Origin of the sequence: Paenarthrobacter sp. NyZ202 (assembly GCF_049860755.1) — a bacterium.
Taxonomy (GTDB): domain Bacteria; phylum Actinomycetota; class Actinomycetes; order Actinomycetales; family Micrococcaceae; genus Arthrobacter.
Map to the genome: position 1 here is coordinate 3,112,197 of NZ_CP187556.1, position 24,869 is coordinate 3,137,065.

Sequence of the window (24,869 nt, forward strand, 5' to 3'; positions counted from 1 at the left end):
TCAGGCCGGCTGTTCGGCCACCAGCCGGGGCACGCCGAAGACGGGATCCTGCTGCAGGATCCTCACGTCCGTGATCCCGCCCTCGGCGAGCCTGGCCTTGAACGATTCCTGCAGCCGTAAAACGTTCATGCCCAAGCCGCTGCCAAGGATCACGGGACCCGCCAGGCCCAGCTGCCGGACGGCTTGCGCCGCGAGGTCCGCAAGGTCCCGCCCGGCCTGCTCGACCAAGCCGATGCCCACCTCGTCACCGGCATCGGCTGCTTCCACCACCAGGCGGGCCTGCTGCGCCCAGTATCGGCGGCCCGTATCCGGCGAGTGGAACAACGCGATCAGCTTGCCGGGCTCGTCCACGCCGCAGGCCTCAAGCAGGGCACGGCTGAGGCGGTCCGGCTCCAGGCCCTGGTTCATCCGCCGGAGACTGTGGCGCACGGCTTCCCGGCCCAGCCAGTAGCCGCTGCCTTCATCACCCAGGAGGTACCCCCAGCCACCTGCCCGGGCCTCTTGGCCGGCCTGGTTCCGCCCCCACGCTGCGGATCCCGTTCCGGCTATGACCGCAACGCCGGTGCTTGCACCACCGGCAGCCAGCAGCAGCCTGGAGTCGTGGACCACGGTAATGCGCGCACCGGGCACATGCGGCGCGATGAGGTCCGCGAGCGCCCTGGCGTCCTCGTCGGTATCGATTCCCCCCGCACCGGCGTACACCTGGTCAACGGTGCCGCCGCCGATCTTTCCGAACAACTCCGCAAGATTGGCCATTGCCTGCTCAACGGTAACGTTCTGGACGTTGGAACTGCCGGCGTTTTCATCGCGCACGGGAACACCGTCCTCGAACCGGACCCCACGGGTCTTGGTCCCCCCGATGTCGAGTCCGATCACGGTGCCGGTGATGGCCGGGGACGCGGAGGAATGCGCGGCAGAGTCAAGATTGTTCACCGTGAAAGACTAGCTTGGAGCGTCCGGAGGAGAAACCACATGCCCCTGTTCACCACACCCTTCATTGCTGCTCCCATGGCCGGCGGTACGTCGACGCCCGCACTGGTCCAGGCTGTGCACGATGGGGGCGGACTGGGCTTCCTGGCCGCCGGGTACAAAAGCCCCGACGCCATGGCGGCGGAGATTGCCGCTGCACGCGCCGCCGGAGTTCCCTTTGGCATGAACCTCTTCGTGCCAAACAGGGAGCAGTTGGCCGCACTGCGTGGCAGCAAGGAACGGGCGCGCCTGGAGGCCTACGCGTCGGATCTGGAAGCAGAAGCCGCCCGGTACGGGGCCACAGTCCCGGCGTTGCGCCTGGATGACGACGACGCCTGGCAGGGCAAAATCGACCTCCTGTTGGCCGAACCGGTGGAGTACGTGAGTTTCGCCTTTGGACTTCCGGGCTCGTCCGTGGTCAAGGCCCTGCAGCACGCAGGAACGACAGTCATCTCAAGCGTCACCAGCGTGCCCGAAGCACTGGCAGCTGCCGCGGAAGGTCCGGACGCCATCGCCGTCCAGCACAGCTCCGCCGGCGGCCACACGGCCGCCTTCCTGACCTCCGGCGTGACCTCGGGAACCGTCCCGGCCAGCACGACGGCGGACCTGGTCGCCCAGGTGCGTGCCGCCGTCGGACTTCCCCTGGTAGCGGCCGGTGCCGTGATGGATGCGGGAAGCCTCCGGCAGGTTCTGGCGGCAGGGGCGGTAGCCGCACAGGTGGGTACGGCGCTGGTGCGTACCGACGAAAGCGGTGCACGGCAGCCGCACAAGGATGCGCTCGGTGATCCCCGGTACACCGGCACAGCCATGACCCGGGCGTTCACGGGCCGCTGGGCCAGGTCCTTGGTCAACGAGTTTGTCATGGACCATCAGGACGCTCCGGAGGGTTACCCTGCCATCCACCACCTGACGGCACCCCTCCGTGCCGCGGCCTCGGCGGCAGGCGACCCGGAGCGGTTGAACCTGTGGGCCGGCACAGGCTGGCAGGCAGCCCGGAGTGGCCCGGCCCGGGAAGTGGTCAAGACGTTCCTGAGCGGGCTCTGACCAGTTCAGCAAGCAGCGCTTCACCCCGCCCCACCACCATTTCGCGGAAGAGCCGGACAGCGTCGGGTTCGAAGGTGCGCTCCCGCCACGCGATGCCGATCTGGCGGAACGCCAGCCCTGATTCGATGGGGATCTCTACGAGTCCCAGCTCCGTTTCCGGAAGGAATTGGCCTGTTCCCGAGCCGGGGCCGGCCGGTGGAAGGATGCTGTAGCCAAGACCGGCCGACACCAGTCCGCGCACGGTGGTGGACTCCTGGACCTCGAACGCCGTGCGGGGCCGGAAGCCGGCTTCCCGGAGCAGGGCTTCGCCCAGGGCACGGAGGCCGACGCCTTCGGGAAGCGTCACGTAGGGATCGTTTCGCAGTTCCGCGAGGTGCACGCTGCTGCGCCGGGCAAGGGGGTGCCGGTAGTGCAGCACTGCCCGAAGCGGTTCGCGGTAGAGGGCGTGGGACGTGATGCCCCTGCCCGCCGGTGCGATGGGCGCTGTCAAGGCAAAGTCCGTGTCTCCGCGCGAAAGTTCGTCCAGGCAGCCATCCCGCGGACCCTGTCGGAGGTCAAACACGATATTGCGGTGCCTGGATCGGAAAGCGCCGATGAGCAGGGGCAGGGTTGCCTCCCCGAACGTGTGCTGGAACGACACGCCAATCCGCCCGCGGACAATGTTGGACTCGTCCCGGACGCGGTCCAGTCCGGCCTGGAAGTCTTCCAACGCGGCCTCGACATAAGGCAGGAGCGTCCTGGCCGCCGGTGTCAGGCGAATTCCCCGCCCGTCACGGACCAGGAGGTCCATTCCTACGATTGCGCTTGCCCTGGCCACCGCCCGGCTGACCGTCGACTGGGGCACGCCAAGGATGTGTGCTGTCTCGGTCATGTGCTCGGTACGTCCGAGCTCGGCCAGGACAGGCAGGAGGGGCAGAAGCTGGACCAGTTGGTGGTGGTCGGGTTCCATCCGGGCTTCCTCCGGCTTCCTTGATTCATGCACAAATGCATCGGTTGTCATCAAATTATGCATTGGATCATCAAGCTCCGGGAGGCCTACTCTGGGCCGGTGAATGAAGCTGCCACTGCCACCGCCGCCCCGTGGGAGGGCCACGTCCGCGGGTCCCGGGGCTACCGACGCGTGCTGGCCGCCCTGGCCCTGGCGGGAGTTGCCACCTTTGCTCAGCTCTACTCCACCCAGGCTGTACTCCCCCTGATGGCCCACGACCTGTGGATTTCCGCCGCGGAAGCCGCGCTCAGCATCTCGCTGGCCACGATCGGCCTGGCCGTCACCGTCCTTCCGTGGTCATTCGTGGCGGACAGGATCGGACGCGTGCGGGCCATGGGAATCGGTATTGCAGCAGCCACCGTGCTGGGACTGGTGGTGCCACTGGCTCCCACGGTGCCGCTGCTGCTTGGCCTGCGGACTTTGGAGGGGATGGCGCTGGGAGGCATTCCAGCAATTGCCATTGCGTACCTGAACGAGGAAGTCACCAGGATCCACACAGCCCTGGCCGCCGGCAGCTATGTCGCCGGGACCACACTGGGTGGACTTGCCGGGCGTTTGGTGGCCGGACCTGTCGGGGAAGTGTGGGGCTGGCGCGCCGCCGCGTTGGCTGTTTCCCTGCTCGCAACGGTCTCGGCTGTGCTCTTTCTGGTGCTCATACCCAAACAGCGGCGCTTCACTCCGTCCGCAGCCACAGGCTTGCGCGGAGCCCTCCGGACGTTGGCAACCCATGCAGCCAACCCCAAACTGCTGGCCCTTTACCTGCAGGCCTTCCTGCTGATGGGCGGTTTTGTGGCCGTGTACAACTACCTGGGATTCCGGCTGCATGCAGGGCCGTTCAACCTTCCCGCCAGCGTCGTCAGCCTGATCTTCCTGGCCTATCTGTCCGGCACCGTCAGTTCCCGGTGGGCGGCCGGGCTCACCACCCGTTTCGGACGCCGCCGGGTCCTGCTCGGCGGCATCGCTGTGATGTCGGCAGGTCTCGCCCTGACGCTGCTGGACAATCTTGCGGCCACGCTGGCAGGACTGGTGGTGTTCACCGGCGGCTTCTTTGCAGCCCACAGCGTGGGGTCCGGATGGACGGGAGCGATTGCCACCACGGGACGCGCCCAGGCGGCGTCGCTTTACAACCTCTCCTACTATCTTGGTTCCAGCGTTATTGGCTGGGCGGGCGGCCTGGCCTTCCAGTCCTTCGGTTGGACGGCACTGGCCGTGGGCGTCATCGTCCTGGCCATCACGACGGCGGCAGTCACCGCCGCTGTGCATCGGCCACCAGAGCGCCGGGACCGTTGACGCCGGAATACCGCAACCTAGAATCAGAGGCATGAAGAGGGCCTCCCAGCCGAGGGAATTGTCGTCGCCTGAACGGTTGCAGGCTTTTACCGATGCGGTCGTGGCCATCGCCCTGACCCTGCTGATCCTGCCCCTGATGGAAAGCGTGGGTGAACTGTCCGACCATCACGGCACCACGGCCGGATGGTTGGTGGAAGAACGGTATCCACTGTTGGGATTTGCCCTCAGTTTCCTGCTGATCGCCGTGTTCTGGGTCCATCACCACCGGTTGTTCAGCAACGTTCGGAAGGTGGATCCGGGACTGCTCTGGCTCACCATCGCGTGGATGCTCACCATTGTGTGGATGCCGGTAGCCACCGCGTTGTCCACGCAATTGCAGGGCGACTGGGCCCAACCTTTGGTGTACATCGGCACGTTGTTCGCTGCCAGCTTCCTCCTCCTGTTGGCCCGCCTGTACTTGCGGTCCCATCCTGATCTTCATGATCTAAAGGACACCGCGGAGGTATCAGGCATCAGGGCAAGCGCAATCGTGGCCGGTCTGTTCCTGGTTGCCTTGGTCATCGCCTTTGCCGTTCCGGATCTCGGCAATCTGCCCTTGCTCCTCATGATCCTGAGCGAACCCCTGCAGCGACTTGACCGGAGACTGTACAAAAGGGCCTGAAAGTCCCTGCCTGGCGCTCGAAATCCAACGCCTATGATGGTTGCAGGGCAATTTCAGGAGGATCATTGAGCAGCCAGGCGAAGAATGTTCGGCACATAACCGGTGGTGCAGAGCCGCTCGATGCCATCGACGGGAAAATCCTGGCAGCTCTGGTGGACGACGCCAGGATTTCCAACAAGCAACTGGCCGAGTTGGTGGGGATCGCACCCTCAACAGCCCTGATGCGCACCCGCGCACTGTCCGAGCGCGGAATCATCGAGGGGTTCGAGGCAGTCCTGAGCCTGCCCGCCATCGGACGTTCGGTCCAGGCCCTGATCGCGGTCCGCCTCCGCGCCCACGACCGGGACCAGATCGACCGGTTCACTGCACGCGTTCCCAAGCTCCCGGCTGTCATCTCCACGTTCCACACCACTGGTTCCGTTGACTACCTGCTGCACATCGCCGTCGCGAATACCGACGATCTCCGCAATTGGCTCCTGGACAACCTGGCCACCGATCCCGTGGTGGGCCACACCGAGACCACCATGGTGTTCCAGCACATCCCGGGCAACCGCGGTCCGCTGCCGGAGTAGAAGCCTTTGCCGCGGCGTCCCCTCAGCCGCGGCGTCCGGAGCGAACGGAGACGGCGGCCGGGACCAGCGCCGCCGCGCCGCACGCAGCGGTAAAACCCACGACGGCGGTCTGCTGGCCCAGAGCTGAAACCGCCAGTCCCAGCCCAATCACCGGAACGGCGCTGCCCAGGTACGTGATGACATAGACCGTGCTGATGACCTGCGCGTGCCGGGACGGCTCAACCTTGCCGGCCACGTTGTTGAAAACATGGCGGAAAGCAATGCCCTGCCCAATACCGGCTGCGACGCTGGCCGCCACGAGCAGCAAGGGGCTGGACAGCCCGGAAGCCACTCCGATCAACACCACGGAGACACCCAGCACGGCCAGGCTCAGCGGCACAACAAACCGGCCCCGGACCTCCAGGAGCTGGCTCAGCGCGGAAGCGCCCAGCGTGATCCCCGCCAGCACGCCCAGGAGGGGACGCGAGTCCACCTGCAGCATTGAGGCGAAAACGCCGGGCGCCAGGGACAAGCAGAAACCGAACACCGCAAAACTCAGGAAACCCACCGACGACGCCAGCCAGAACGCTCCCCGCGCGTGTTGCGAAACAGCCGGTTTCCGCGGCGCGAGGACGGCGAAGGCAGGCCTGCCCAGGGCCGGGGCTATGGCGGGCCGGGCTTTGAGCAGCCACAGCGGGACCAGTGCCGCAACCAGCACGGCCGAGTGGATGTAGTAGGGCGCCCGCGTCGGGTCAGGCAGCAAGGACAACAGTCCCCCGATCGCGGGACCGGCCGCGACTCCGCCGGCCGATGACAACAGCGTAAAACGGGAAGCCCAATCCGGGCGCTGGGGCAGCAGCTCCCGCAATGCCGCGGAGCTTGCACCGGTAGCCAGGCCCACGGCCACACCCTGCAGGGCGCGGCCGGCGCTGAGCATGCCAAGCCCGTTTGCCTGGGCAAAGATCAACCCGCCCAACAGTCCCACCAGGACAGCGAGCACCAAGGCCGCACGCCGTCCGATGTGGTCCGACCAGTGGCCGGCAACCATGAGAACGGTGACCAGGGCGAGGACATAACTGGAGAAGGCGATGGTGACGTCCAGGGAAGACAACGCCCACTGGTCCTGCAGCAAGGGATAGAGAGGCGTGGCCAGATTGGCGCCCACCAGCAGGGCGAAAATCACGACGCCGGCCAGCACCAGCCGCGACGTTGTGGACGCGTCCCAACCCCAGTGCCCCGCTGTGGCTGGACGCATGCGGAGTTCGCTCAAGACAGTCATGGTGTGGTGTGCCTTCGCCTCAAGGTCCCCGCCCCGCCTTGTGGGCACGGCGCGAACCGCAAAAGAATTCGGTGGCAACAGGATGCAACGTGTTTGGGCTAATGGGCTCCACAAGCTGGGATGATTGAGCAAAACAGTCAAAGCCATTCAGCCAGATTGATGCGGAGTGACCATTTGAACACCCTCGACCCCTTGGACCTGAAGATCCTGCTCGAACTCATCAAGGACCCACGGATCCAGATAGCCGAACTCAGCGAGTCCCTGGGAATCGCCCGCAACACGGCGCAAAGCCGGCTTAAAAGGCTGTTGCGAAACGGCGTGCTCCAGGCTTCCGGCCGCGAGGTGGACCTGGAAAAGGTGGGTTACGACGTCGTCGCCTTCGTCACCATCGAGGTCACCCACCGGGAACTCGACGGCGTCATAGGCGCCTTGCGGCTCATCCCCCAGGTGCTGGAGGTCCATGAAATCTCCGGACGCGGGGATTTGTGGTGCCGGGTGGTAGCCACGGACACCCACAATCTGCAGGCGGCGCTGAGGTCCGTCCTGCGGACCAAAGGCGTCATCCGGACTGAAACGGTGCTGGCCCTGCACACGCACATCCCCTACCGCACCGAACCATTGATGGAGCGCCTCGCACGGGCAGCCAACACGCGGCCGGCATGACACCTGCGCGTTGACTCAGCTTCCTGTTCGCGGCACTAGGATCGTCACCATGGAATGGCTTTCACACATCACTGACATCAACTGGCTCGCAGTACTGATCGCCTTCGTGGCTAGCATGGTGATCGGGTTCGTTTGGTACATGCCTGCCGTGCTTGGACGCCGGTGGATGGAGGCCATCGGCAAGACGGAAGAAGACCTGAAGAACATTGAAGGCGGCGCGGGGATCTGGGGTCCCATGATGCTGGCCGCAGCAATTACCAGCATTCTCCTGGCAGTCCTGATCAGTGCCCTGAACCTCAATACCTTCTTCGCCGGCGCCTTCTTCGCACTGATCGTGGCACTGGTCTTCCGCGCAGGAGGGCACGTCATCCACAACGGCTTCGCCGGACGCCCGTCGGCCGTCACCGTGATCGACTCCGGGCATGACATCGTGGCCATGACGGTTGCGGGAGCCATTATCGGGGCCATGCAGTAGCGTTCATCCGTGACCATTATCGATAACGCCGTCTACGTTGACGGTGTCCGTACGGCAACCCCGCACAGCCTGGAACAAACCTTTGAAACGCTGGCGGAGCACGGCGGCATGGCCTGGATCGGGCTCTACCGGCCAACCCGGGAAGAGATGGCAGCCGTTGCCCAGGAGTTCGAACTCCATGAACTGGCCGTGGAAGATGCCGTTTCCGCCCACCAGCGGCCCAAGCTTGAGCGCTACGACCACAACCTGTTCACGGTCCTCAGGCCAGCCCGATACCTGGACGACCAGGAAACAGTCGAGTTCGGCGAACTCCATATCTTCACCGGACCCAACTTCGTGGTCACCGTCCGGCACGCGGAAACGGGCGGCGTTGCCCGGGTACGTCAGCGGTTGGAGAAACGCCCGGACCTCATGAAACACGGCCCGGAGGCCGTACTGTACGCGCTTCTGGACCAAGTGGTGGACGACTACGCTCCGGTGGTGGCCGGACTCGAGAACGACATCGATGAGATTGAGGACCAACTCTTCAGCGGCGATACTGCGGTCTCCCGCCGCATCTATGAACTGGCGCGAGAGGTCATCCAATTCCAGCGGGCCATCCACCCTCTGCCGGACATGATCGCGTTGCTGGAAAAGGGGTTCGAGAAGTACGGTGTGGACATTGAGCTGCAACGCTCCCTGCGGGACGTAGAGGACCACGTCCAGCGGGTCATCTCCCGGGCCAACTCCTTCCGCGACCTGCTGCAGAACGCACTGACCCTTGACGGCACGCTCACCGCCAACCGCCAGAACGAAGCCAGCGCAGCGCAGAACGAGCAGGTGAAGAAGATTTCGTCGTGGGCGGCCATCCTGTTTGCGCCATCATTCGTGGCCGGCGTGTATGGCATGAACTTTGACCACATGCCCGAACTCCACTGGCAGTTCGGCTATCCGCTGGCCGTGGGACTCATGTTCGGCGCGGCCTTGCTGATGTATGTCATCTTCAAACGCAAAGGCTGGTTGTGACTCCCCGCGTCCCATGAAAGGCCGGCGGGAGCCTATGCCTCGCGCTGAGAGTCCTGCGGAGCCTCGGCGGCTGATTTCAGGTCGGCGGCGAACTGCTCGAAGCTCGAATCGAAGGAAGGAATCCTGGCTGCGAACAGCGGAAAGACGGGTCCGCCAATGCGTTCGGTCATTTCGAACCTGGTTTGCCCTGCGCTGATTGGGGTGAGAGTGTAGGTGCGCTGGCCCAGGGCGTCTCCCCACGTCAGGCGACCCGGTGGATCAAACTCTTTGACCTTGAGTTTGAAAGTCCGGGAGCGGTCGAGTGTGGATACGAGTTCGATCCGCGAACCGGGACAAATGCTTCCTGTGAGGGAGACGATGGTTGAGTTCCACAGCGGGTAGCGTCGCCCATCTGTCAGGATGCCCCAGACTGTGGCCGGTGGTGCCTGGATTGATGTTGCCACGGTGGTGGTCCGGCTGAAGGTCTTCTTTTCGGTGATTGCCTGTCCGTCCTTCGGCATAGCGTCCGCCCTTTCGCCGGTGGCTGGGATTACCGCCCCGATTCCGCTTCCAAGTTTGGCTGAATCCTGACACAGTGACGCCCGGGATGGAATGGTGTATGCGCGACCGGCACCATCAGGCGGGGGCTCGGTCGCATTACTGCCGCGGTTGGCACCGGTGGTCGGGTCCGTATCGGAACCACCCCGGCAGGGCGGTGGTGAATGCCTCCCGAATGGCGGGAGTGTTGGAGATGGTCCAGTCGACCCGGCCTTTGACTTCTACTTCGGTCTTGTCCCACTCGAACCAGTTGATCATTTTCAGCTGCGGGAACTTCTTATGGATAGCCGGATCGAAAAGCTGACTCCACCAGGCCTCCTTGATGGCCAGTTCCTCCTCACCGCCAACTCCAGGGGCGAACAAGGCGGCTGTTTCGGGGATAGCCACAGGTTTGCCGTGGTCGACGCCGTAAATGGTGTAGAAGTCGGGGAGGAGACTGTCGTCGCCGTTGGCCGCGTTGTAGGTGCCGGTGAGCTGCTGGGCGAACTTGTCCGCCTCCGGGAGCTCGTTCTCGCCCCAGGGGTACTTCGAGCCCCAGTGGTAAAGGGACATCCCGACCCAGTCCACGGCGTCATCCCCGGGATAGTAGGGGCCGTAGGCGTCGTCCAGCATGGTCAGGATCCCGTCGGAATTCGTGTCCAGGGCTGTGAACTCGGCAGTGCCGGGTTTTGCTTCGTAGGTGCCGCCGGCGAACGGGTACCCGCCGCCGTAGTTCGGCGCCCACATCATCGCCGAACCCGGCGCGTGGGTGTGCACGGCTGTAGCGATGGTTTGGAACGCGGCGATGTACTTCCGGGGCTGTTGGGACCAGGCGTACCAGGATCCGTTCATCTCGTGCGCGAAACGCACGATCACCGGCACGCCCTCCCGGTTGAAACTGTCCAGGTCTTTGGCCAGGGCTTCGGCAGTTGTGTCTGTGATGGTGTCCAGGCCACCGTGGGGTTCGATGGTCAGCAGCATCATGTGCCCGGCGGCACGGATCTGCTCCACAGCCTGTTCCAGGTCTTCCTCATCCTTGGGTGTCAACGGGAACCCCGTAAAGGACACGCTGACCGCGGGTTTATGGCCGAGGTCCTGGGTAAACGTGGCCAAGGGTTTGTTGTGCCAATCCAGGTTCACCCCGAACAAAGCTCCATCAGCCGGCGGCAGGGAAGCCCGGGGGGTTACCTCGCAGGTGGGCATGGCCGGTGTTGTTTGGGCTTGCTTCTGCGCGAGGTCGTTGGCGAAGCCCACACCGGCTACCCCGAGCAGGGCGAGTCCGATGACGACGGGCAGGATGAAAGCCCTGCGCAGTTCCGCCCGGCTTTCCTGAGTGGACCCACGGCGCTTCATGGATGACTCCCCCAACTACAAACACCCTGTCTTTCCGGCTGGCATGTCAGTCCCATCCTAGATAGAGCCGGTTCCAAGGAGGCAACCAGCACGCGGGTGTCGGTCGGCGATTCTGCGACCTTGCCGGGAGATGCCGTTACCCGCTGCATCGGATGGCGCTAGCAGACACCACCGCCTGACCTGCGGTCGTAGCGGGGAAGCCCTGGGGTCAAAAAGGCTCCCCAGCCACCGTGTCCTATGGCCGCCATGCCTTCCTTATGCGTCGGGGATTCCGGACCAAACCAGGAAGACGTTGTCCCTTTGCGCTGTCAGCAGTGAGCGAGGGAAGCCAGCGGCAGAGGGCCCAGTAGGCGATGCCGAAGGTCAGTGACCCTGCGATTGCCAGGATGGGGCTGGTGGGAAGCAACGCCGGGTAGATGAGCCAGTGCGTGAGGTAGATGTACAGGGAGGCTGCGGCAAGCCAGCCCGTGAGGCGTCGGAGGAGGGCCGGGACAGGCAGCGCGGGTATCCATGCGATCAGAAGTATTCCGGCGGCGACCGTAATCTCGCGCGGGGTGTTCAGAAAGTATCCCGGTACGGTTGCGAGCGTGATGAGGGAGACGGTAAGTCGTTGGAGAGTAGTTCGTGACTGTGCGAGGGCCCAGCCGAGCACGAAGAGCCAGAAGACCGGCGCTGGCTTTGGCAGGCCAGGGTCAATGATGTCGTACCGGCTCAGCAGCGCGACCGCGAGGAACGCCAGCGCGGTTCCGTAGGGCCAGCGCCGCTCGAGCCGGCCCAGCCAGGGGATGGCCAGCAGCGCGGTCAGCGCAACCAGGATGTACACGAGCATTTCCACGAACCAAAAGTGCCATTGTGTGGTCACTTCCTGCGGACCCACCATGGCGTTGAGCAGGAAGACGTTGGCCACGGTGTAGTCGTCAGTAAGCAGGTACGCCACCGTGATGAAGGCCATGGCCGGAACGGCGATCCGGGCCACGCTGCGGATTTGCCGTCGCAGCCGCGAATTGGGGGCGCCGGTGAGGTGGAACCGCGCGAAGTTGTAGCCGGCGACCGCGAAGAGCAGGTGCGCCGTTTGGAGGGTGACGAGTTCCACGTGAGTGGCCACAACGCAAACGATCGCCAGTGCCCGGACCACGATGGAGGTCTCCAGGAATGATACGGCCCGCCGTTTCCGGGGTGCTCCGCGGCGCTCGAGTTCGTTGATGGTCATGAGGTGCCAGCCCGGGGGCAGTTGGCCCAGCGCACGTTCGAGCCCTATGGAGACAGCCACGTAAGACAGTGAATCTCCATCCAAGGACACGAACGTGTCTTCCCCTCGGACGTCGGCGCGGTCGAGTGCATCAGCATAGATGCGCCGGAGATCTGGGCCGGCATCATCTGCAGAGCAGGGAGCAGGGAACGGTCCGGACAGGGGCCTGTCACTGCTGGCTCCCGCCATGGCATTGATGGCCGGGTAGTCCACTTTGCCGTTTTCCAGCCGGGGCAGGGACCCGACGCTGCGTACTGTGATCGCGGTGCGTGGCAGGCCAATGGTTCCGGAGAGCATCTTGGCGAGCAGGGCCGGATCGTGGTCACCTTCGACGGCGACAACGAGGCGGTCGTCCGATCCGGCGGCGGCCGCCGTGATGCCTATGTCGGTATGGAGGCGTTCGACCTCCCCGAGGTCGATCCGGAGACCGACGATTTTTACGAAGCGGCTGCGCCTGCCGACGATCTCATATAGCCCGTTGGGGTGCTGGCGGGCGAGGTCGCCGGTGCGCAGTTCGTCGATTTCCCGGCCCAATGCCAGGTCGGCGGGTTTCTCGGCGTATCCGAGCATCACGTTCGGTCCGCTGTAGACCAGTTCGCCGTCGTCCAGACCGTCGACAGGGTCGATGCGGAACTCCCCGCCGGGCACGGGTATCCCAATGGTTCCGGGGTACTCCGATGCCAATTCAGGTGGGAGGTAACCCATGCGGGCTGTGGCTTCAGTGGCCCCGTACATGACGAAGAGTTCCCACCCGCCCCTCTGGCCGGTCTCAGCCCAGGACCGGACCTTCTCAGGTGCAAGCCTGCCACCCGCCTGGGTGACGTAACGCAGATGCGGAAGATCCATCTGGACAAATCCTGAGCGTTCCAGGAGGTCGAAGGTATAAGGCACCGCTGCGAACGATGTTGCCTCCTGCTGCCGGAACAGTTCCCAGAAGCAGGGGTCCACTACCGAAAGGTCCGTCAGCACCAGCCCGGCGCCACGGATCAGGTGGCTGTTGACGACGGAGAGGCCGTAGCAGTAATTCAGCGGCAGAGTCGTCGCTGCACGGTCGCCGACGCCGATATGCAGGTAGTCGGCAATGGCCTCGGCGTTGGACATGAGGTTGGAGTAGGACAGGCGGACCAGTTTGGGTGAGCCGGTGGATCCGGAGGTACTCAGCAGCAGGGCCAGCTCCGGGTGGAACGCGTGGACCGAACCTGGGCGCCGTTCGGTGAGATCGGGCATGCCGTCGCCGGTGCCCGAACCAAGTACCACGTCCGGGTCGTAGGCGCGGATGAGGTTGGAGAGAGCCTCTGGTTTGTCCGCAGGTGCGAGCAGGACAGGGTGACCGGCGGTGAGGGCCGCCAGGTAACCGACCAGGGAGCCCAGGTCGTTGGCTGCCGGGAGGGCTACCAGACGGCGTCCGGGGCCCAGCATGGCAGCGAACTGTTGAACCCGTGAGGCCAACTCCACGTAAGTGAGCGTTCCGTTGGAGGTGAGCACAGCGGGATTCTGGCCGAAGCGTGCAAGGTCGGTGAACCAGGCGGGGGCGAGGCCAGGAAAGGCGGTTACCACGGGAGGTCCGTGAAGTATGCGTGCATGGACAGGGGCCTTTGGATGGAAGGAGCTATGGCCCGGGCGGGGCCTGTGAAGAGGCCGCCGGTCCCGTCACGGCCCTGTCACCAAGCAGGACGGTGGGCGTGGTTCCGGCAGTGACGGTGACCGCCACCGGCGTGCCCACCGGCAGCCGGACTGTGTGGGGCTGCCAGGACCGCAACGACCGGCCCGAAGCGAGCCGGACGTAATGCAGCACGAACGCCCCGTGGTATTCGACGGCGTAGACCTCGGCAGAGGATCCGGCCTCCGGTGTCAGCGAGACCTCGTGGGGTCGCAGGACGATGTCCAGTTCTTTGCTCTCCGTCCAGCCGGTGCTGTAAGAAACCACGCCGATTTCGCAACCCAGGACGCCCCGGTGCACGGTGGCGGGAAGGAAGTCCGCGTCACCCATGAAGGATGCGACGAAGCGGGTGGCCGGGTTCTCAAAGACCCTCTCCGGGGTGTCGGACTGTTCGATGACACCTCCGCGCATGACCACCACGCGGGTGCCCAGGGACAGTGCTTCGTTCTGGTCGTGCGTGACGAGGACAGCGGTAGTTCCCGCCTCCCGGAGGGTCGCTACGGTGTCCCGCCGGACCTTGGCCCTGAGGGACTCGTCCAGACCCGAAAACGGCTCATCGAGGAGCACAACCGCCGGCCGCGGTGCCAGCGCCCGCGCCAAGGCAACCCGTTGCTGTTCTCCGCCCGATAGTTCGTGCGGGTAGCGGCGCGCCAGATGGCCAAGGCGCACGAGGTCAAGAGTCTCTCCGGCCCGTCTGCGGCGCTCCCCCCGGGGCAGCCGGTCCAGTCCGAATTCCACGTTCTTCGCAACGCTCATGTGCGGAAACAACGCATAGTCCTGGAACACGAGCCCCACTTCGCGCTTCTCGGGCTCGACGAAACAACCGTTGCCGGCAACGGTTTTCCCGGCAACCCGGATCATACCTTCATCCGGCCTCTCCAGTCCGGCGGCAAGGCGAAGAGTAGTTGATTTTCCGCAGCCCGACGGCCCGATCAAGGTGACCAGTTCACCGGCAGGGATTTCCAAGCCAAGGCCGGTCACGCCGGTCACGGAGCCGTAGTGCTTGCTCACACCCTCGAAAGCCAGAGCGGATCCCACGGGCCGGACCGTGGGATGCTGGGCTGTGACGGCTGCCAGGCGAGTGCTCATGCATGGGCCTTTCGAGGGATGTGGTCCGTGTGGGCCTCCGCCCGGCGGGAGTGCCGAATGATGATCAACACGGGAAGTACTGCGGCGGCGACGATCACCAAGGCCGGAAGCGAAGCTTTTTCCCAGAAGTTTTCGCGGGCCAGTTCATACACCCAGACGGAGGCCGTGGTGAATCCGAAAGGCCTCAACAGCAGCACGATGGGCAACTCTTTGACGGCATCGATGGCTACGAGCATCAGCGCCACCGCGATTCCTGATCTGGCCAGCGGAACATGCACCCGTGCCAGGACCCGACCGGGAGCTGCGCCCAGGCTCAGCGCTGAATATGTCAAGGTCGGTGAAATCCGGGCGAAGCCTGCGTCCACCGACTGATACGCCGGGGCCAGGAAGCGGACCACATATGCATAGAAGATTCCCAGGACAGAGCCGGTGACCAGCAATCCGGTGCCTCCAGGTACCCCAACGCCCTCAAGGACGTCATCCAGTGCCGCGAAGGCCAGCAATACACCGATGCCGACAACTGCGCCGGGCACCGCGTACCCAATCGAGGTCAGTTGCGCGCACAGCATGGTGAACCGCCCTCCCCCCAGGCGCACGCCATGGCCAACTATGATTGCCAACAGCACGCAGGCCGCGGCGGTGATCGAGGCTACAAGCAGCGTGTTGACAAGGTACTGACCGAAGCGCGGGTCGGCCAGGAACCCGGAATTCCTGAAAGCCTCGCCACCGGCCCAGAGCAAGAGTTGGAACACGGGGATCACGAAGCCGACGCTGAGCGCAGCGATGCATGTGCCAGTTGCGGCCCAGGCCCTGGCCCCGTGAAGAACCTTGGGCGCCAGTCCCAGGCCGCGGCCAGCGTGTACGTGGAAGCGCGCCCTGCCCCGCAATGCACGTTCCCCGGCGAGAACGGCTACCGCGAACAGCAACACCAGAATCGCCAGTTGCGTTGCCGCGTGGAAGTTGAACGTGCCCTTCCAGACCAGATACACCCCCACGGAGACAGTTTGGACGTTGAAGTACTGAACGGTGGCGAAGTCGGTCAGGGTCTCCATCATTACCAATGCGGTACCCGCCGCCAGCCAAGGACGCGCCAGTGGCAGCAAAACCCGCTGCAGGGCCCGTCCGCGGCCGGCACCGAGGACGCGGGACGCATCGTAGGCCCCAGCGGTGTGCTCAAGCAGCGCGGCCCGGGCCAGCAGAAATACATAAGGGTACAAGGACAAGGACATCACCAGCACCACCCCGGGCAGGGACCTGACCTCCGGAACCCACACATCCGCGCCGAACACCGCCCGCAGCAACTCCTGGACAGGGCCGGCGACGTCAAAGACCGACAAAAAGATGAAGCCCAGCACGTAAGCGGGGATCGCCAGCGGAAGCACCAGCAGCCAGGAAAAGATGCGCCGGAGCGGGAACCGGTAAGCGGTCACGAGCCATGCCAGCCCAACCCCCAGCGAGAGAGAACCAGCAGCGACCCCGAGCAACAACACGGCCGTAGTCATCACCATCTCGGGAAGTGTTCGAGGGAGAGCCGCCGCGTGTCCCACGTTCCCGATCCCATCCACCACCACGGCGAGTATCGGTGCTCCCACGGCGGCAGCGATGACCATCACCGCAAGTGACCACGACCGGCGGCCCCCGGGTTTTACCCGGAACCGCCGTTCCGCTGGCCCTGCCGCCTCAACCACAGTCACTTGTAGCCGGCCTCTGCAAGCAGGTCGACGGCTTCGCCGTTGAGGTCGCCGTAGGCTTCAGCATTCAAAGTCATCCGATTAAACCCTCCGAAGCCGGCGATCACCGCTTCCGGCCTTACCGAGGGATTGACGGGAAGTTCATGGTTGCCGTCGACAAATGCGTTTTGCCCCGTGGTTGACAGCCATTCGATCAGACGCCGGGCGTCCTCGGCGTTGTCAGAACCAGCTACGATTCCTGCGCCTGAAATATTGACATGCGTTCCCGCCCCATCCTGGCTCGCCCAGAAGAGCCTCACATTGAAGTCGGGCTTTTCCTTGAGCTTGCGCGCCAGGTAATAGTGATTGTTGATTCCGACCTGACAGGTTCCGACATTCAGGGCATCCAAAAGCAGGACATCATTGCTCATGATCTGAACGTCGTTGGCCACCCACCCCTTCACCACTTCCAAGGCCTTTTCCCGGCCGTAGAGATCGATCAGGCTTGCGACCAGGGACTGGGTATAGGCGGAGGTGGCATCGCGCATGCACAGCTTGCCCTTCCACTTCGGATCCGCCAGGCCAGCGTAGGTCTCCGCAGCATTGAACTGTGCGGGATCCACCTTCGTTGGGTTGTAGGTGATGGTCCTGGCCCGCATGGCAAGGCCATACCACCTGCCTTGCGGATCCCGAAGGTCCTGGGGCACGGCTTCGTTGAGCACCGGCGAGTCCAAGGCGGCGAGTTCGTCCTGCCGGGCAGCATTCCAAAGATTGCCAGCATCCACGGTCATGAAGACATCAGCAGGGGTATCGTCGCCCTCGGCCTTGAGTCGTTCGAGTAGTTCCGCATCGCCTCCGCTGACGAACTCAACGGTGATGCCCGTTTCCTTCGTAAACTGCCCGAAGGCACCTTCCAGATCATAGTGACGGGCCGAATAGATCTGCAGGTCTGCGGGCTTGGCACCAACTGCTCCGCACCCTGACGTGGCAACGGCCAGAACAGTGAGAAGCGCGGCGGCAGCGAACGAACGACGGATCACCGGGGCTCATTTCAGGACATGGCGGCGGGTCGGCCGCATTCTAGTGGGGAAGGATAGGCTAACTTAATTCCGCCACGCCGCGTGAAATATGAAGCCACCATCTCCCCCCGGACTTGGGGGACGCCCGCCTTGGCCTTGCCATCAAAGAGCTGACCGGGGTGGTCCTCGCCGTGGATCCGGCCTGGTGTGCTCCGGACGGAGAGTGCATCGCATGACGACGCTGGCTCCTGCGCCCACCTCGGGTCGCCAGGCAGTCCTGCCCCGCCGCATGCGGCTGTTCGCCGCCGCGACCATTACCTATATCTTCATCGAAGCGGTTGCAGCACTTTGGGCGGGCGGTGTCGCTGACTCCTCCGCACTGATCGCTTCGGACTGGATTCGGTCATGAAATAGCGTCGGCCCTTGCGTTGCCCCGGCAGTTCCCGGCCAAAGACCCGGTGCGGCGCGAGCACCTCACCCTGGGCTGGTGGTGGGCTGATGCCGGCGCCGCGCTCGCCATCGCAGGCATCGCCGTCCAGGAAGGCATCAACGCCTGGGAAGCCTTGATCAGCCGCCTGCACCGCCAGGCAAGCCCTCACAACCGGCCGGCGGGAGCTGATCCCGCCGGCCTCTCGGAAAGTGGAGCCTTGGTCAGATGGCCCCGCCTGCAGCGGCCGGCGCACCGGCATCGTGTCCGCCGTCGCCCACGGTTTCGCGGGCCACGTAGTTTTCGATGTCGAAGAGGTTCTCGGCGCGTTCGGTGATGTTGAGGAGCGTGGTCATGGAAGCCACTTCCTCCACCTGCTCCTTGAGGAACCAGAGCATGAACTGCTCGCCCAAGGCATCGCCCTCGGCACGGGCAGCCCGGAACATCTCCTCAATGTTCCGGGTGACTTCCTTCTCCTGCTCCAAGGCCAAGGCAATGGGTTCCTTGGCGTTGGTGAAGTTGTTGCGGACGGGTGCGATGCCGGGGATTTCCACGTGGACATTCCGGTCCAGCATGTACTGGACCATCATCATGGCGTGGTTGCGCTCTTCCAGGGACTGGCGGTAGAAGTGCCGGGCCAACTGGGGCAGATCTTCGCCGTCAAAATAGACCGCGACGGCGATGTATTGCTGGGAGGCCGCAAACTCATTGGCGACCTGCTCGGACAACAACTGGTTGAATGTCTTCTTAGCCATGGCACTGATCCTACCGCCGTACGCCGACGCTCATCGGTGGGATTGGTCACCACCGTCCCAGGCCTTTACAGCACTGTCTGGGCACACCAAACGCCGGCGCCGGCTGCGGCCACAGAAACCGCCATCGAGCCAACGCCGTTGACCACCGCCAGCACCGTCCGGCCGCTCTGGAGCAGCCGGATGGTTTCCAGGCTGGCAGTACTGAAGGTGGTGTAACCGCCCAGGAACCCCGTACCCAGGACCAACTGCAGCGACTCCGGCGCGTGGCCCCTCATCACCAATCCTGCAATCAGGCCCAGCGCCAGCGAACCCGACACATTGATCAGGATGGTGGCCCACGGCAGCGCGGTCTTCACACGGCTGCGGACAGCACCGTCCACTACGAACCTGGCTGCAGCGCCCGCTCCACCGGCGAGGGCCAGCAGTAAGACCATCATGCGTCCTGCCGTCCCTTGCCTTCGGCCAAGGCCGGCCTGCCCTGGGTACGCCTGTGGATCAAGGCACCGAGCCCGATTCCCGCGACGGTGGCGGCCGCACCCCCGGCCAGGGACAATCCCAGGTACCACGCTGCGGCGGGGAAGGCACCGGCTCCAAGCAGGTGGACAGCGTCCAGCGCCAGCGTGCTGTAGGTGGTGTAGGCCCCAAGGAAACCCGTCCCCACGGCCAGCCGCACGCTCCGGCGTGTACCGGCGTCGGGCCCTTTGCGGGCGAGCGCCTCAAGCAGTGCGCCGAGCGCAAGGGCCCCGGAGAGGTTGATGACCAAGGTGGGCAGCGGAAAATCATGGGGCGCTGGAATAACCAGCGACAGGACATAGCGCGCGAGCGCACCGGCAACACCGCCCGCGGCCACCAACCCAACGAATTTCCACTGAAGGTGCACAGGGCGCGCGGTGTCAGTCCTCGTCATCGTCGTCCGGAAGACGCGGATCCACCGGCACCACGAGTACCGGACGGTCCTGATGGTGCACCAGGTGCCTGGCGATCGATCCGCCCGTCAGTTCCTTGATCACGGAACCCAGCTTGTGGTCCCTGCTGCCCACCACGATCATGCTTGCACCCGAATGGTTTGCCTCGCGGGCAAGGGCCTTGGCGGGTTCGCCGGCAAGGAAAACCGCCGACCACTCCACGTCCAGGCCGGACAGCCGGGCTTCGAGGTCTTTCCTCAGCTGTTCGGGGATGTCCTGCACATCAGCGTCTCCGCTGTCAGGGTCGATCGGAGCCGCAGCTCCCCCGGTGGTCCCATCCACCGGGTATACGGTGACATCGACGTGCGCACACACCAGCGGCAGTCCGGCGGCGGCCGCCAGCTTGGCTGCTTGCTCCACCACAACGGGGCGCTGGCCTTGGACGACACCCACCAGAACGGGTCCGGACATCCGGGCGGGTTGTTCAAGGCGGTGCGGAGTGTCAGTCACACGGCCAGTTTACGACGCGGTTGTGCGCTTAGCTGCGCGGCGGCCGCAGGCCGAAAAGCAAAGGAAGCACGGAGCAGATCATCAGGACATTGCTTAACACGTGATCCTCGGGACGGACCAAGGCACCTGCAATCAGCAGGGCGCCGAAGATCAATGCCGCCACAACCCGCTGCCCCAAGCGGACGAGCTTTGCCATGTGGCGCTCCAGCCGCGGGTTGGCAACTTCGAGGGATCCCTCATCAACTTTCCGGATCAAGGCATCCAAGCGCCTGGGCATGGCCACCGCCGCGGCGGCTATCTCCCAGGCCTGCGAGGCCGCGTCCCTCACCACATTGCCGCGCTCGTCCCGCAACAACCGGGCGGCGTAGGGCTCCACCGAATCCCACAGGTTGAACCTGGCGTCCAGGGAACTGCAGACCCCGGACGTCAAGGACATGGCGCGGATGATGAGCAGGAAGTTCTCCGGCAATTGGAAGGGCAGCGACCGGACGACGTCGCCGAACTCCATCGCAAAGTCGCGGAACTCCCGCGGGTCCACTTCCTTCAACTCGGCGAACCCCATTCCGCCGAAGCGCGCGAACAGCTGCGTCATGGCCTGCTCCAGCTTCACACTGTCAGCGGAGGGGACCAGCACTCCGATATCGCTGATCGCAGCCACCAACCCCCTGCCGTCGCGGGCTGCTGCCGCGATCAACAGCTTCCGGAGCCCGCTGCGCGTCTTCACCGGGACCTCGCCCATCATGCCAAAGTCAATGAACGTCAGCTTCCACGGGTGACCCTGCCCGGAATCCGGGGCAGGGGTGACGAAGATGTTTCCGGGGTGCGGGTCTGCGTGGAAGAAGCCATGGGTGAACAGCTGGTCGAACATTACCGAGGCAAACACGGGCGCCACCTGCACCGGATCGATCCCCGCGGCCGCCAACTTTGCCGCATCCGTGATCTTGATTGCGGTTACATCCTCGAGCGTCAGGACCCGGCGGGTGGTCCGCTCCCAGACGACCGCGGGCACGGCCACCCTTGCGTCATCGGCAAAGTCCGCAGCAAACCGTTCTGAGTTGGCGGCCTCATTAAGGTAATCGATCTCTTCCAGGCTTGTCTGGGAGAACTCCTTGATGAGGGCAGGTACGTCCGCGCGCGCCGAGACGATCCTGATGCGGCGAAGCCAGCCACCCACCCGCCGCAAGGCAGCCAGGTCGACGTCCACGATCCTGTCGATCCCGGGCCGCTGTACCTTGAACACGACGCTGCCCAGGCCGGTGTCCTCCGCGATTCCCGGCAACAACTGCGCCCTGTGTGCCTGGCCCAGGGATGCGGCAGCAATGGGTGTTTGGTCGATGGAGGCAAACACCGCCTCCAGGGGTGCCCCGAGTTCCTGCTCGGCGAGTTCGCGAATGGCCGAAAAGGCCACCGGAGGCACTTCGTCCTGCAGTCCTTCAAGTTCGGCAGTGATTTCGGGCGGCAGGACATCCAGCCGTGAGGACATGAACTGGCCCACCTTGATCATCAGTCCACCCAGTTCCACCGCCAGGGAGTGGAAGCGGCGTGCGAAATGCCGCATCCTCCGAGCCCTGGTCCGCTCGGCAAGACCGCGCAGGCCCACCCGGGGCAGTATCAGCTCATACCACCACGTCACCGCGAGGTGCCAGGCGGCGAACCGGAGGATCCGGCGATACCGGGCACGGGTGTCCCCTGACCGGCGTTTCGTCTTGGTGAGGCCGTGCAGTCCGGACGCCAACCGGTCAGTCCTGGGCGAGGATGGCGTAAATCCGGCGACGGGCTTCTTCCAGGACCGTCACTGCCTCCTGCACTTGTTTGGGTGTCCCGGTCCGGCCAACCTGCGCGGCCGCTTGGGCCAACTCGATCCCCGCCTTGGGCAACGCCGCGAAGCCATGCCCGGAGCCGGCCGAGGCCCACAGGTTGGAGGTTTCGGCACCGGCAACGTCCTCGCGGCCAGCCTCGGTCAACGAGTAGATCTTCCGGCCGTTGGCTTCCTCCGAGGTGACGAATCCCTCATCTGCGAGCAACTGGAGCGTCGGGTAGACAGAACCTGCACTCGGTTTCCAGTCGCCGCCGCTGCGTTCCTCTATCTCCCGGATGATCTGGTAGCCGTGCATGGGCCGCTCGGCCAGGAGGGCGAGGATGGCTGTCCGCAGTTCGCCGCGGCCGGCCCGGGTGCCCGTCCGTTTCTCGAACCGCGACCGGAAGTCCTCCATCGCCTGCCACATACCGTCAAAGCTGTTCCCCATGAATCCGCCTGCAGGGAATGAATCACGCATTGTGCCCACCTCGCAAAAGATCGCGAACGATACTGAACGATAGCCCAACGATATACCTGGCAGAGGTGGCGGACAATGGCCGCGGCCACTGGACTAGCCGAGCCGCTGCGCCAGGGCGACGATGATCCCCTCGGGTCCCCGCACATAGGTCATCCGCCACAGGTCCTCGTACTGGCCCACTCCACCGATGGTGCCGTATCCGTCCTGGGCGAGACGGGCCAGGACTCCTTCCAGGTCATTCACCTCGAAGGCAACATTGCGGATTCCCAGGTCATTGGACATCGGAGCGGCCGTACCCTGCCGGTGTTCCGGGTACGTAAACGATGAGAGCTCAACGCCGGTGCCGCCGTCCGGGGGCCGCAGGGTGGCGATTTCACTGCGGGACCCGGGAATACCGATGACCGTGTCAACGAACTCCCCCTCCATCTGCATCCTGCCCTCGAGTTCCAGCCCCAGGCTTTGGAAGAAGCTGATGGCGTTGTCCAGGCCGGCAACAGTGATGCCGACGTGGTCAAAGTGCTTAACGAAGGACATGCCGCAGTCTCCTGTTCCTGTTAACGCTGTCCAGGCCGGTAAGGCTTCTGAGGGGGACAGAAAGAAGGGGCCATCGCCGTGCTGAAGGGGCAATGGAGCCAAATGTGGAGCTAAGGAGATTCGAACTCCTGACCTCTTCGATGCGAACGAAGCGCTCTACCAACTGAGCTATAGCCCCCGGGCCACTCATTGGATCCGTGGCCGGTGTCCCTAGGCTATAAAGTTTCCCGCCGCTTTTCCAACCAGGACACGAACGTCTCGCGGCCCCACGCGTGGCCGGGTGCGAGGTTGAGGCCGGCGCGGAGGTAACGGCCCATGGCGCCCGGCAAGGGCAGCTCCACCACCCTGCCCCGCGCACCGGTCACGGATTTCCACATCACTGCCATCTCCCGCATGCCCAGCACCTCCGGGCCACCCACAGTGCGAATACGGTGGTCCTCCGAAGAGCCGGGTTCCAGGGCGGCCTCGAGTACAGCGGCCGCCGCATCCAACGGCGAGATCGGCTGGAAACGGGCACCTTTGAAGACCGGGATCAGACCCACTCCGGCACCGGCTTGGAACACTGCCACCGGCAGGCTGTGGAACTGGGTCGCACGGACCGCTACGGTTTCCAGCGGCGACTCCTGGTAAACGCGCTCCTTGGCGGATTTGGAAGCGTAGTAGGCCGCAGTGCTCCGGTCGCAGTTGATGATCGACAGCACCACGGCCTTGCGCACGCCTGCCCGGTCAGCTGCCTCCAGAAGCCGCACCCCGCCGTCGGCGAATCTCTTCCGGGCCTTGCCGAACTGACCCTCCAGGCAGTCGATCACGACGTCGGCACCCGCCACTGCGGCTTCCAGACCGGCGCCTGTGGTGACGTCGCCCGCAAAGTAGGTGGCGCCGTCGTGATGCTTTTCGGAACCGGCCTGCGGCGCGTGGCGGCTGAGGACGCTAACGGTATGGCCGGCGTCGAGCGCCAGGCGGACGACGTCACGGCCTACCTGGCCGGTTCCCCCGGCGACACAGAGGTTTGCCATGCTAGGCGCGGCGGCGCTGTAGGACGTCGTCGAGATTGCTGAGGGCGCTTTGGCCCTTGGCCCCTGCCACGCGTGCCTGTGCGGCGGCCGCGGCTTCGACTTGCTCGATGCCCTGCTTGAGCACCGGTTTGCCGACCGGCTTGGGAGCTTCAGGGAGGTCGAGGGGTTCGGGAGCAGGGCGGTTGGCCTTGGGCGCAGCTACGTAGGTCGGCTTGGGAAGCTCCACAGGCTCCCAGCTGCTGCCCTTGGCATCTTGTGGAGATTCGGCAGAAGTATCACCGGCAGCGAGGGCCACAGCTAAAGCCGCCTGCCTGAGCTCCACCGCAGAAAGACGGGCGGCTTCACGGCTGCTTGCTTCGGCATCAAAGACGCTGGTTTCTTTCGCCTCGACGGGCTGCTGCTTCGGCAGGTAGCGGGCCGGCGTAGGGATGGGCGCCAACCGCGCCTCGCGGCGTGCCCGCCGCTCGCGCAGGTCGCGCAGCGCAAGCCGCCGCAGAGTGACCACGGCCACGGCTGCTCCAATGAAGGACACCAGCGGAAGCCAGAAGGAGCCGACCCGGAATACGAGCAGGATGGCGGACACCACCGCGGTCAGCAGCAAGGCCAGCCCGGACAAGGCCAAGGTCAGCCTGGCGTAGCGGATGGTGAAGGGGGTAGGAGCGGGCGTGACCACGGAGGGTCCAGGCATGCGGGATTCGAAGGTGGACGCCGGTGCTTTGCTGTGCATGGTCTCCATCGGTTTCTCCTGCCGCGGCGCCACCGTGAGGAGCACCCCTGCCTGCGTTTCGTCTGGTTCGTCGTCGAAGTGGTCTGCCGGCCCGGTGGCCGTTTGGACTTGCTGGCGCTTGCTCCGAAGAACATAGGGAGCCACCCACACCATCCAGAGCGCGACAGTGACCACAAGGATCACTGAGCTGCTGAGAGGGAAGTCCACATTCAAAACCGTAGAAGCAAATCATCAGGTG

The 24,869-nt window shown here is 64.6% G+C and carries 26 protein-coding genes, 1 tRNA gene and 1 pseudogene; 9 read left to right on the top strand and 19 right to left on the bottom strand.

Annotated elements, in window-relative coordinates; translation table 11 throughout:
* Positions 1-933: an N-acetylglucosamine kinase gene (locus ACPFL9_RS14415; protein ID WP_426003505.1), complete on the bottom strand. Its 933-nt coding sequence runs from the start codon at positions 931-933 to the stop codon at positions 1-3.
* 39 nt (positions 934-972) lie between these two features.
* Between ACPFL9_RS14415 and ACPFL9_RS14420 the strand changes: the two genes are divergently transcribed.
* Positions 973-2,013 carry a nitronate monooxygenase gene (locus ACPFL9_RS14420; protein ID WP_426003506.1) on the top strand — a complete coding sequence of 347 codons (1,041 nt, stop codon included), beginning with the start codon at positions 973-975 and terminating at the stop codon, positions 2,011-2,013.
* Here ACPFL9_RS14420 and ACPFL9_RS14425 read toward each other — a convergent pair.
* On the bottom strand, positions 1,988-2,962 hold the full coding sequence (locus ACPFL9_RS14425) for a LysR substrate-binding domain-containing protein (protein WP_426007584.1): 975 nt from the start codon (positions 2,960-2,962) through the stop codon (positions 1,988-1,990). The genes ACPFL9_RS14420 and ACPFL9_RS14425 overlap by 26 nt on opposite strands.
* A gap of 57 nt (positions 2,963-3,019) precedes the next feature.
* Between ACPFL9_RS14425 and ACPFL9_RS14430 the strand changes: the two genes are divergently transcribed.
* The 3 genes from ACPFL9_RS14430 (at position 3,020) to ACPFL9_RS14440 (ending at position 5,524) form a co-directional block, all read left to right on the top strand.
* Entirely contained in the window at positions 3,020-4,291 is a 1,272-nt protein-coding gene (locus ACPFL9_RS14430; RefSeq protein ID WP_426003508.1) for an MFS transporter, read from the top strand.
* 31 nt (positions 4,292-4,322) lie between these two features.
* Positions 4,323-4,952, top strand: a complete 630-nt coding sequence (locus ACPFL9_RS14435) for a TMEM175 family protein (RefSeq protein ID WP_426003510.1) — start codon at positions 4,323-4,325, stop codon at positions 4,950-4,952.
* Positions 4,953-5,017: 65 nt separating this feature from the next.
* Positions 5,018-5,524, top strand: coding sequence for an Lrp/AsnC family transcriptional regulator (locus tag ACPFL9_RS14440; RefSeq protein ID WP_426003511.1), 507 nt, complete (start codon positions 5,018-5,020; stop codon positions 5,522-5,524).
* Positions 5,525-5,546: 22 nt separating this feature from the next.
* Here ACPFL9_RS14440 and ACPFL9_RS14445 read toward each other — a convergent pair whose 3' ends face one another.
* Positions 5,547-6,782, bottom strand: coding sequence for an MFS transporter (locus ACPFL9_RS14445; protein WP_426003512.1), 1,236 nt, complete (start codon positions 6,780-6,782; stop codon positions 5,547-5,549).
* 174 nt (positions 6,783-6,956) lie between these two features.
* On the opposite strand from ACPFL9_RS14445, the gene ACPFL9_RS14450 reads away from it, so the two are divergent.
* The 3 genes from ACPFL9_RS14450 to corA are packed head-to-tail and all read left to right on the top strand — an operon-like array spanning position 6,957 to position 8,925.
* Positions 6,957-7,445, top strand: coding sequence for an Lrp/AsnC family transcriptional regulator (locus tag ACPFL9_RS14450; RefSeq protein ID WP_426003513.1), 489 nt, complete (start codon positions 6,957-6,959; stop codon positions 7,443-7,445).
* A 49-nt stretch (positions 7,446-7,494) separates the two neighbouring features.
* Positions 7,495-7,920 (top strand): DUF1761 domain-containing protein, encoded by a 426-nt coding sequence (locus tag ACPFL9_RS14455; protein WP_426003514.1) that lies wholly within the window; start codon positions 7,495-7,497, stop codon positions 7,918-7,920.
* Between the two features lie 9 nt (positions 7,921-7,929).
* The gene (gene corA, locus ACPFL9_RS14460; protein ID WP_426003515.1) at positions 7,930-8,925 is read left to right on the top strand and encodes a magnesium/cobalt transporter CorA; all 996 of its coding nucleotides are present in this window, start codon (positions 7,930-7,932) and stop codon (positions 8,923-8,925) included.
* 32 nt (positions 8,926-8,957) lie between these two features.
* On the opposite strand, the gene ACPFL9_RS14465 is transcribed toward corA, so the two are convergent.
* The 6 genes from ACPFL9_RS14465 to ACPFL9_RS14490 all read right to left on the bottom strand — a co-directional run bounded on the left by ACPFL9_RS14465 (position 8,958) and on the right by ACPFL9_RS14490 (position 17,502).
* Positions 8,958-9,425, bottom strand: a complete 468-nt coding sequence (locus ACPFL9_RS14465; RefSeq protein WP_426003516.1) for an SRPBCC domain-containing protein — start codon at positions 9,423-9,425, stop codon at positions 8,958-8,960.
* 136 nt (positions 9,426-9,561) lie between these two features.
* Positions 9,562-10,794, bottom strand: a complete 1,233-nt coding sequence (locus ACPFL9_RS14470) for a glycoside hydrolase family 26 protein (RefSeq protein ID WP_426003518.1) — start codon at positions 10,792-10,794, stop codon at positions 9,562-9,564.
* A 235-nt stretch (positions 10,795-11,029) separates the two neighbouring features.
* Positions 11,030-13,600 carry an AMP-binding protein gene (locus ACPFL9_RS14475; RefSeq protein WP_426003519.1) on the bottom strand — a complete coding sequence of 857 codons (2,571 nt, stop codon included), beginning with the start codon at positions 13,598-13,600 and terminating at the stop codon, positions 11,030-11,032.
* 52 nt (positions 13,601-13,652) lie between these two features.
* Positions 13,653-14,792, bottom strand: a complete 1,140-nt coding sequence (locus ACPFL9_RS14480) for an ABC transporter ATP-binding protein (protein ID WP_426003521.1) — start codon at positions 14,790-14,792, stop codon at positions 13,653-13,655.
* The gene (locus tag ACPFL9_RS14485) at positions 14,789-16,402 is read right to left on the bottom strand and encodes an ABC transporter permease (protein WP_426003523.1); all 1,614 of its coding nucleotides are present in this window, start codon (positions 16,400-16,402) and stop codon (positions 14,789-14,791) included. The genes ACPFL9_RS14480 and ACPFL9_RS14485 overlap by 4 nt, the downstream gene beginning before the upstream one ends.
* An 80-nt stretch (positions 16,403-16,482) precedes the next feature.
* Positions 16,483-17,502, bottom strand: a complete 1,020-nt coding sequence (locus ACPFL9_RS14490) for an extracellular solute-binding protein (protein WP_426003524.1) — start codon at positions 17,500-17,502, stop codon at positions 16,483-16,485.
* A gap of 110 nt (positions 17,503-17,612) precedes the next feature.
* Here ACPFL9_RS14490 and ACPFL9_RS14495 point away from each other — a divergent pair.
* Both ACPFL9_RS14495 and ACPFL9_RS14500 read left to right on the top strand, forming a co-directional pair.
* Positions 17,613-17,717, top strand: a pseudogene (locus ACPFL9_RS14495) (transcriptional regulator); the annotation flags it as partial.
* On the top strand, positions 17,714-17,890 hold the full coding sequence (locus ACPFL9_RS14500) for a hypothetical protein (protein ID WP_426003525.1): 177 nt from the start codon (positions 17,714-17,716) through the stop codon (positions 17,888-17,890). The pseudogene ACPFL9_RS14495 and the gene ACPFL9_RS14500, both read left to right, overlap by 4 nt.
* 242 nt (positions 17,891-18,132) lie before the next feature.
* Here the strand turns inward: ACPFL9_RS14500 and ACPFL9_RS14505 are convergent, their stop codons facing one another.
* The 10 genes from ACPFL9_RS14505 to ACPFL9_RS14550 all read right to left on the bottom strand — a co-directional run bounded on the left by ACPFL9_RS14505 (position 18,133) and on the right by ACPFL9_RS14550 (position 24,805).
* A complete protein-coding gene (locus ACPFL9_RS14505; protein WP_426003526.1) occupies positions 18,133-18,663 on the bottom strand; it encodes a ferritin in 531 nt (176 codons plus the stop codon).
* A 65-nt stretch (positions 18,664-18,728) separates the two neighbouring features.
* Complete coding sequence (crcB, locus tag ACPFL9_RS14510) at positions 18,729-19,100, bottom strand: fluoride efflux transporter CrcB (RefSeq protein ID WP_426003528.1); 372 nt, start codon at positions 19,098-19,100, stop codon at positions 18,729-18,731.
* The gene (locus tag ACPFL9_RS14515; protein ID WP_426003530.1) at positions 19,097-19,570 is read right to left on the bottom strand and encodes a fluoride efflux transporter FluC; all 474 of its coding nucleotides are present in this window, start codon (positions 19,568-19,570) and stop codon (positions 19,097-19,099) included. Before ACPFL9_RS14515 ends, crcB begins: the two co-directional genes overlap by 4 nt.
* Positions 19,557-20,078 carry a universal stress protein gene (locus ACPFL9_RS14520; RefSeq protein ID WP_426003532.1) on the bottom strand — a complete coding sequence of 174 codons (522 nt, stop codon included), beginning with the start codon at positions 20,076-20,078 and terminating at the stop codon, positions 19,557-19,559. Before ACPFL9_RS14520 ends, ACPFL9_RS14515 begins: the two co-directional genes overlap by 14 nt.
* Before the next feature lie 28 nt (positions 20,079-20,106).
* The gene (locus ACPFL9_RS14525; protein ID WP_426003533.1) at positions 20,107-21,813 is read right to left on the bottom strand and encodes an ABC1 kinase family protein; all 1,707 of its coding nucleotides are present in this window, start codon (positions 21,811-21,813) and stop codon (positions 20,107-20,109) included.
* 4 nt (positions 21,814-21,817) lie between these two features.
* Entirely contained in the window at positions 21,818-22,354 is a 537-nt protein-coding gene (locus ACPFL9_RS14530) for a PadR family transcriptional regulator (protein WP_426003535.1), read from the bottom strand.
* 93 nt (positions 22,355-22,447) lie between these two features.
* On the bottom strand, positions 22,448-22,888 hold the full coding sequence (locus ACPFL9_RS14535) for a VOC family protein (protein WP_426003537.1): 441 nt from the start codon (positions 22,886-22,888) through the stop codon (positions 22,448-22,450).
* Between the two features lie 105 nt (positions 22,889-22,993).
* A tRNA-Ala gene (locus ACPFL9_RS14540) sits at positions 22,994-23,066 on the bottom strand.
* 37 nt (positions 23,067-23,103) lie between these two features.
* A complete protein-coding gene (locus ACPFL9_RS14545) occupies positions 23,104-23,904 on the bottom strand; it encodes an SDR family oxidoreductase (protein WP_426003538.1) in 801 nt (266 codons plus the stop codon).
* A gap of 1 nt (position 23,905) precedes the next feature.
* Positions 23,906-24,805, bottom strand: a complete 900-nt coding sequence (locus tag ACPFL9_RS14550) for a hypothetical protein (protein ID WP_426007585.1) — start codon at positions 24,803-24,805, stop codon at positions 23,906-23,908.
* Positions 24,806-24,869: the final 64 nt, after the last annotated feature.

Coding starts and splice junctions, on each gene's coding strand:
- ACPFL9_RS14420 (WP_426003506.1), top strand. CDS start 973: ATGCCCCTGTTCACCACACCCTTCATTGCTGCTCCCATGGCCGGCGGT.
- ACPFL9_RS14425 (WP_426007584.1), bottom strand. CDS start 2,962: ATGGAACCCGACCACCACCAACTGGTCCAGCTTCTGCCCCTCCTGCCT.
- ACPFL9_RS14430 (WP_426003508.1), top strand. CDS start 3,020: ATGCATTGGATCATCAAGCTCCGGGAGGCCTACTCTGGGCCGGTGAAT.
- ACPFL9_RS14435 (WP_426003510.1), top strand. CDS start 4,323: ATGAAGAGGGCCTCCCAGCCGAGGGAATTGTCGTCGCCTGAACGGTTG.
- ACPFL9_RS14445 (WP_426003512.1), bottom strand. CDS start 6,782: ATGACTGTCTTGAGCGAACTCCGCATGCGTCCAGCCACAGCGGGGCAC.
- ACPFL9_RS14455 (WP_426003514.1), top strand. CDS start 7,495: ATGGAATGGCTTTCACACATCACTGACATCAACTGGCTCGCAGTACTG.
- ACPFL9_RS14465 (WP_426003516.1), bottom strand. CDS start 9,425: ATGCCGAAGGACGGACAGGCAATCACCGAAAAGAAGACCTTCAGCCGG.
- ACPFL9_RS14470 (WP_426003518.1), bottom strand. CDS start 10,794: ATGAAGCGCCGTGGGTCCACTCAGGAAAGCCGGGCGGAACTGCGCAGG.
- ACPFL9_RS14480 (WP_426003521.1), bottom strand. CDS start 14,792: ATGAGCACTCGCCTGGCAGCCGTCACAGCCCAGCATCCCACGGTCCGG.
- ACPFL9_RS14485 (WP_426003523.1), bottom strand. CDS start 16,402: ATGGTCATCGCTGCCGCCGTGGGAGCACCGATACTCGCCGTGGTGGTG.
- ACPFL9_RS14500 (WP_426003525.1), top strand. CDS start 17,714: ATGACGACGCTGGCTCCTGCGCCCACCTCGGGTCGCCAGGCAGTCCTG.
- ACPFL9_RS14505 (WP_426003526.1), bottom strand. CDS start 18,663: ATGGCTAAGAAGACATTCAACCAGTTGTTGTCCGAGCAGGTCGCCAAT.
- crcB (WP_426003528.1), bottom strand. CDS start 19,100: ATGATGGTCTTACTGCTGGCCCTCGCCGGTGGAGCGGGCGCTGCAGCC.
- ACPFL9_RS14515 (WP_426003530.1), bottom strand. CDS start 19,570: ATGACGAGGACTGACACCGCGCGCCCTGTGCACCTTCAGTGGAAATTC.
- ACPFL9_RS14530 (WP_426003535.1), bottom strand. CDS start 22,354: ATGCGTGATTCATTCCCTGCAGGCGGATTCATGGGGAACAGCTTTGAC.
- ACPFL9_RS14535 (WP_426003537.1), bottom strand. CDS start 22,888: ATGTCCTTCGTTAAGCACTTTGACCACGTCGGCATCACTGTTGCCGGC.
- ACPFL9_RS14545 (WP_426003538.1), bottom strand. CDS start 23,904: ATGGCAAACCTCTGTGTCGCCGGGGGAACCGGCCAGGTAGGCCGTGAC.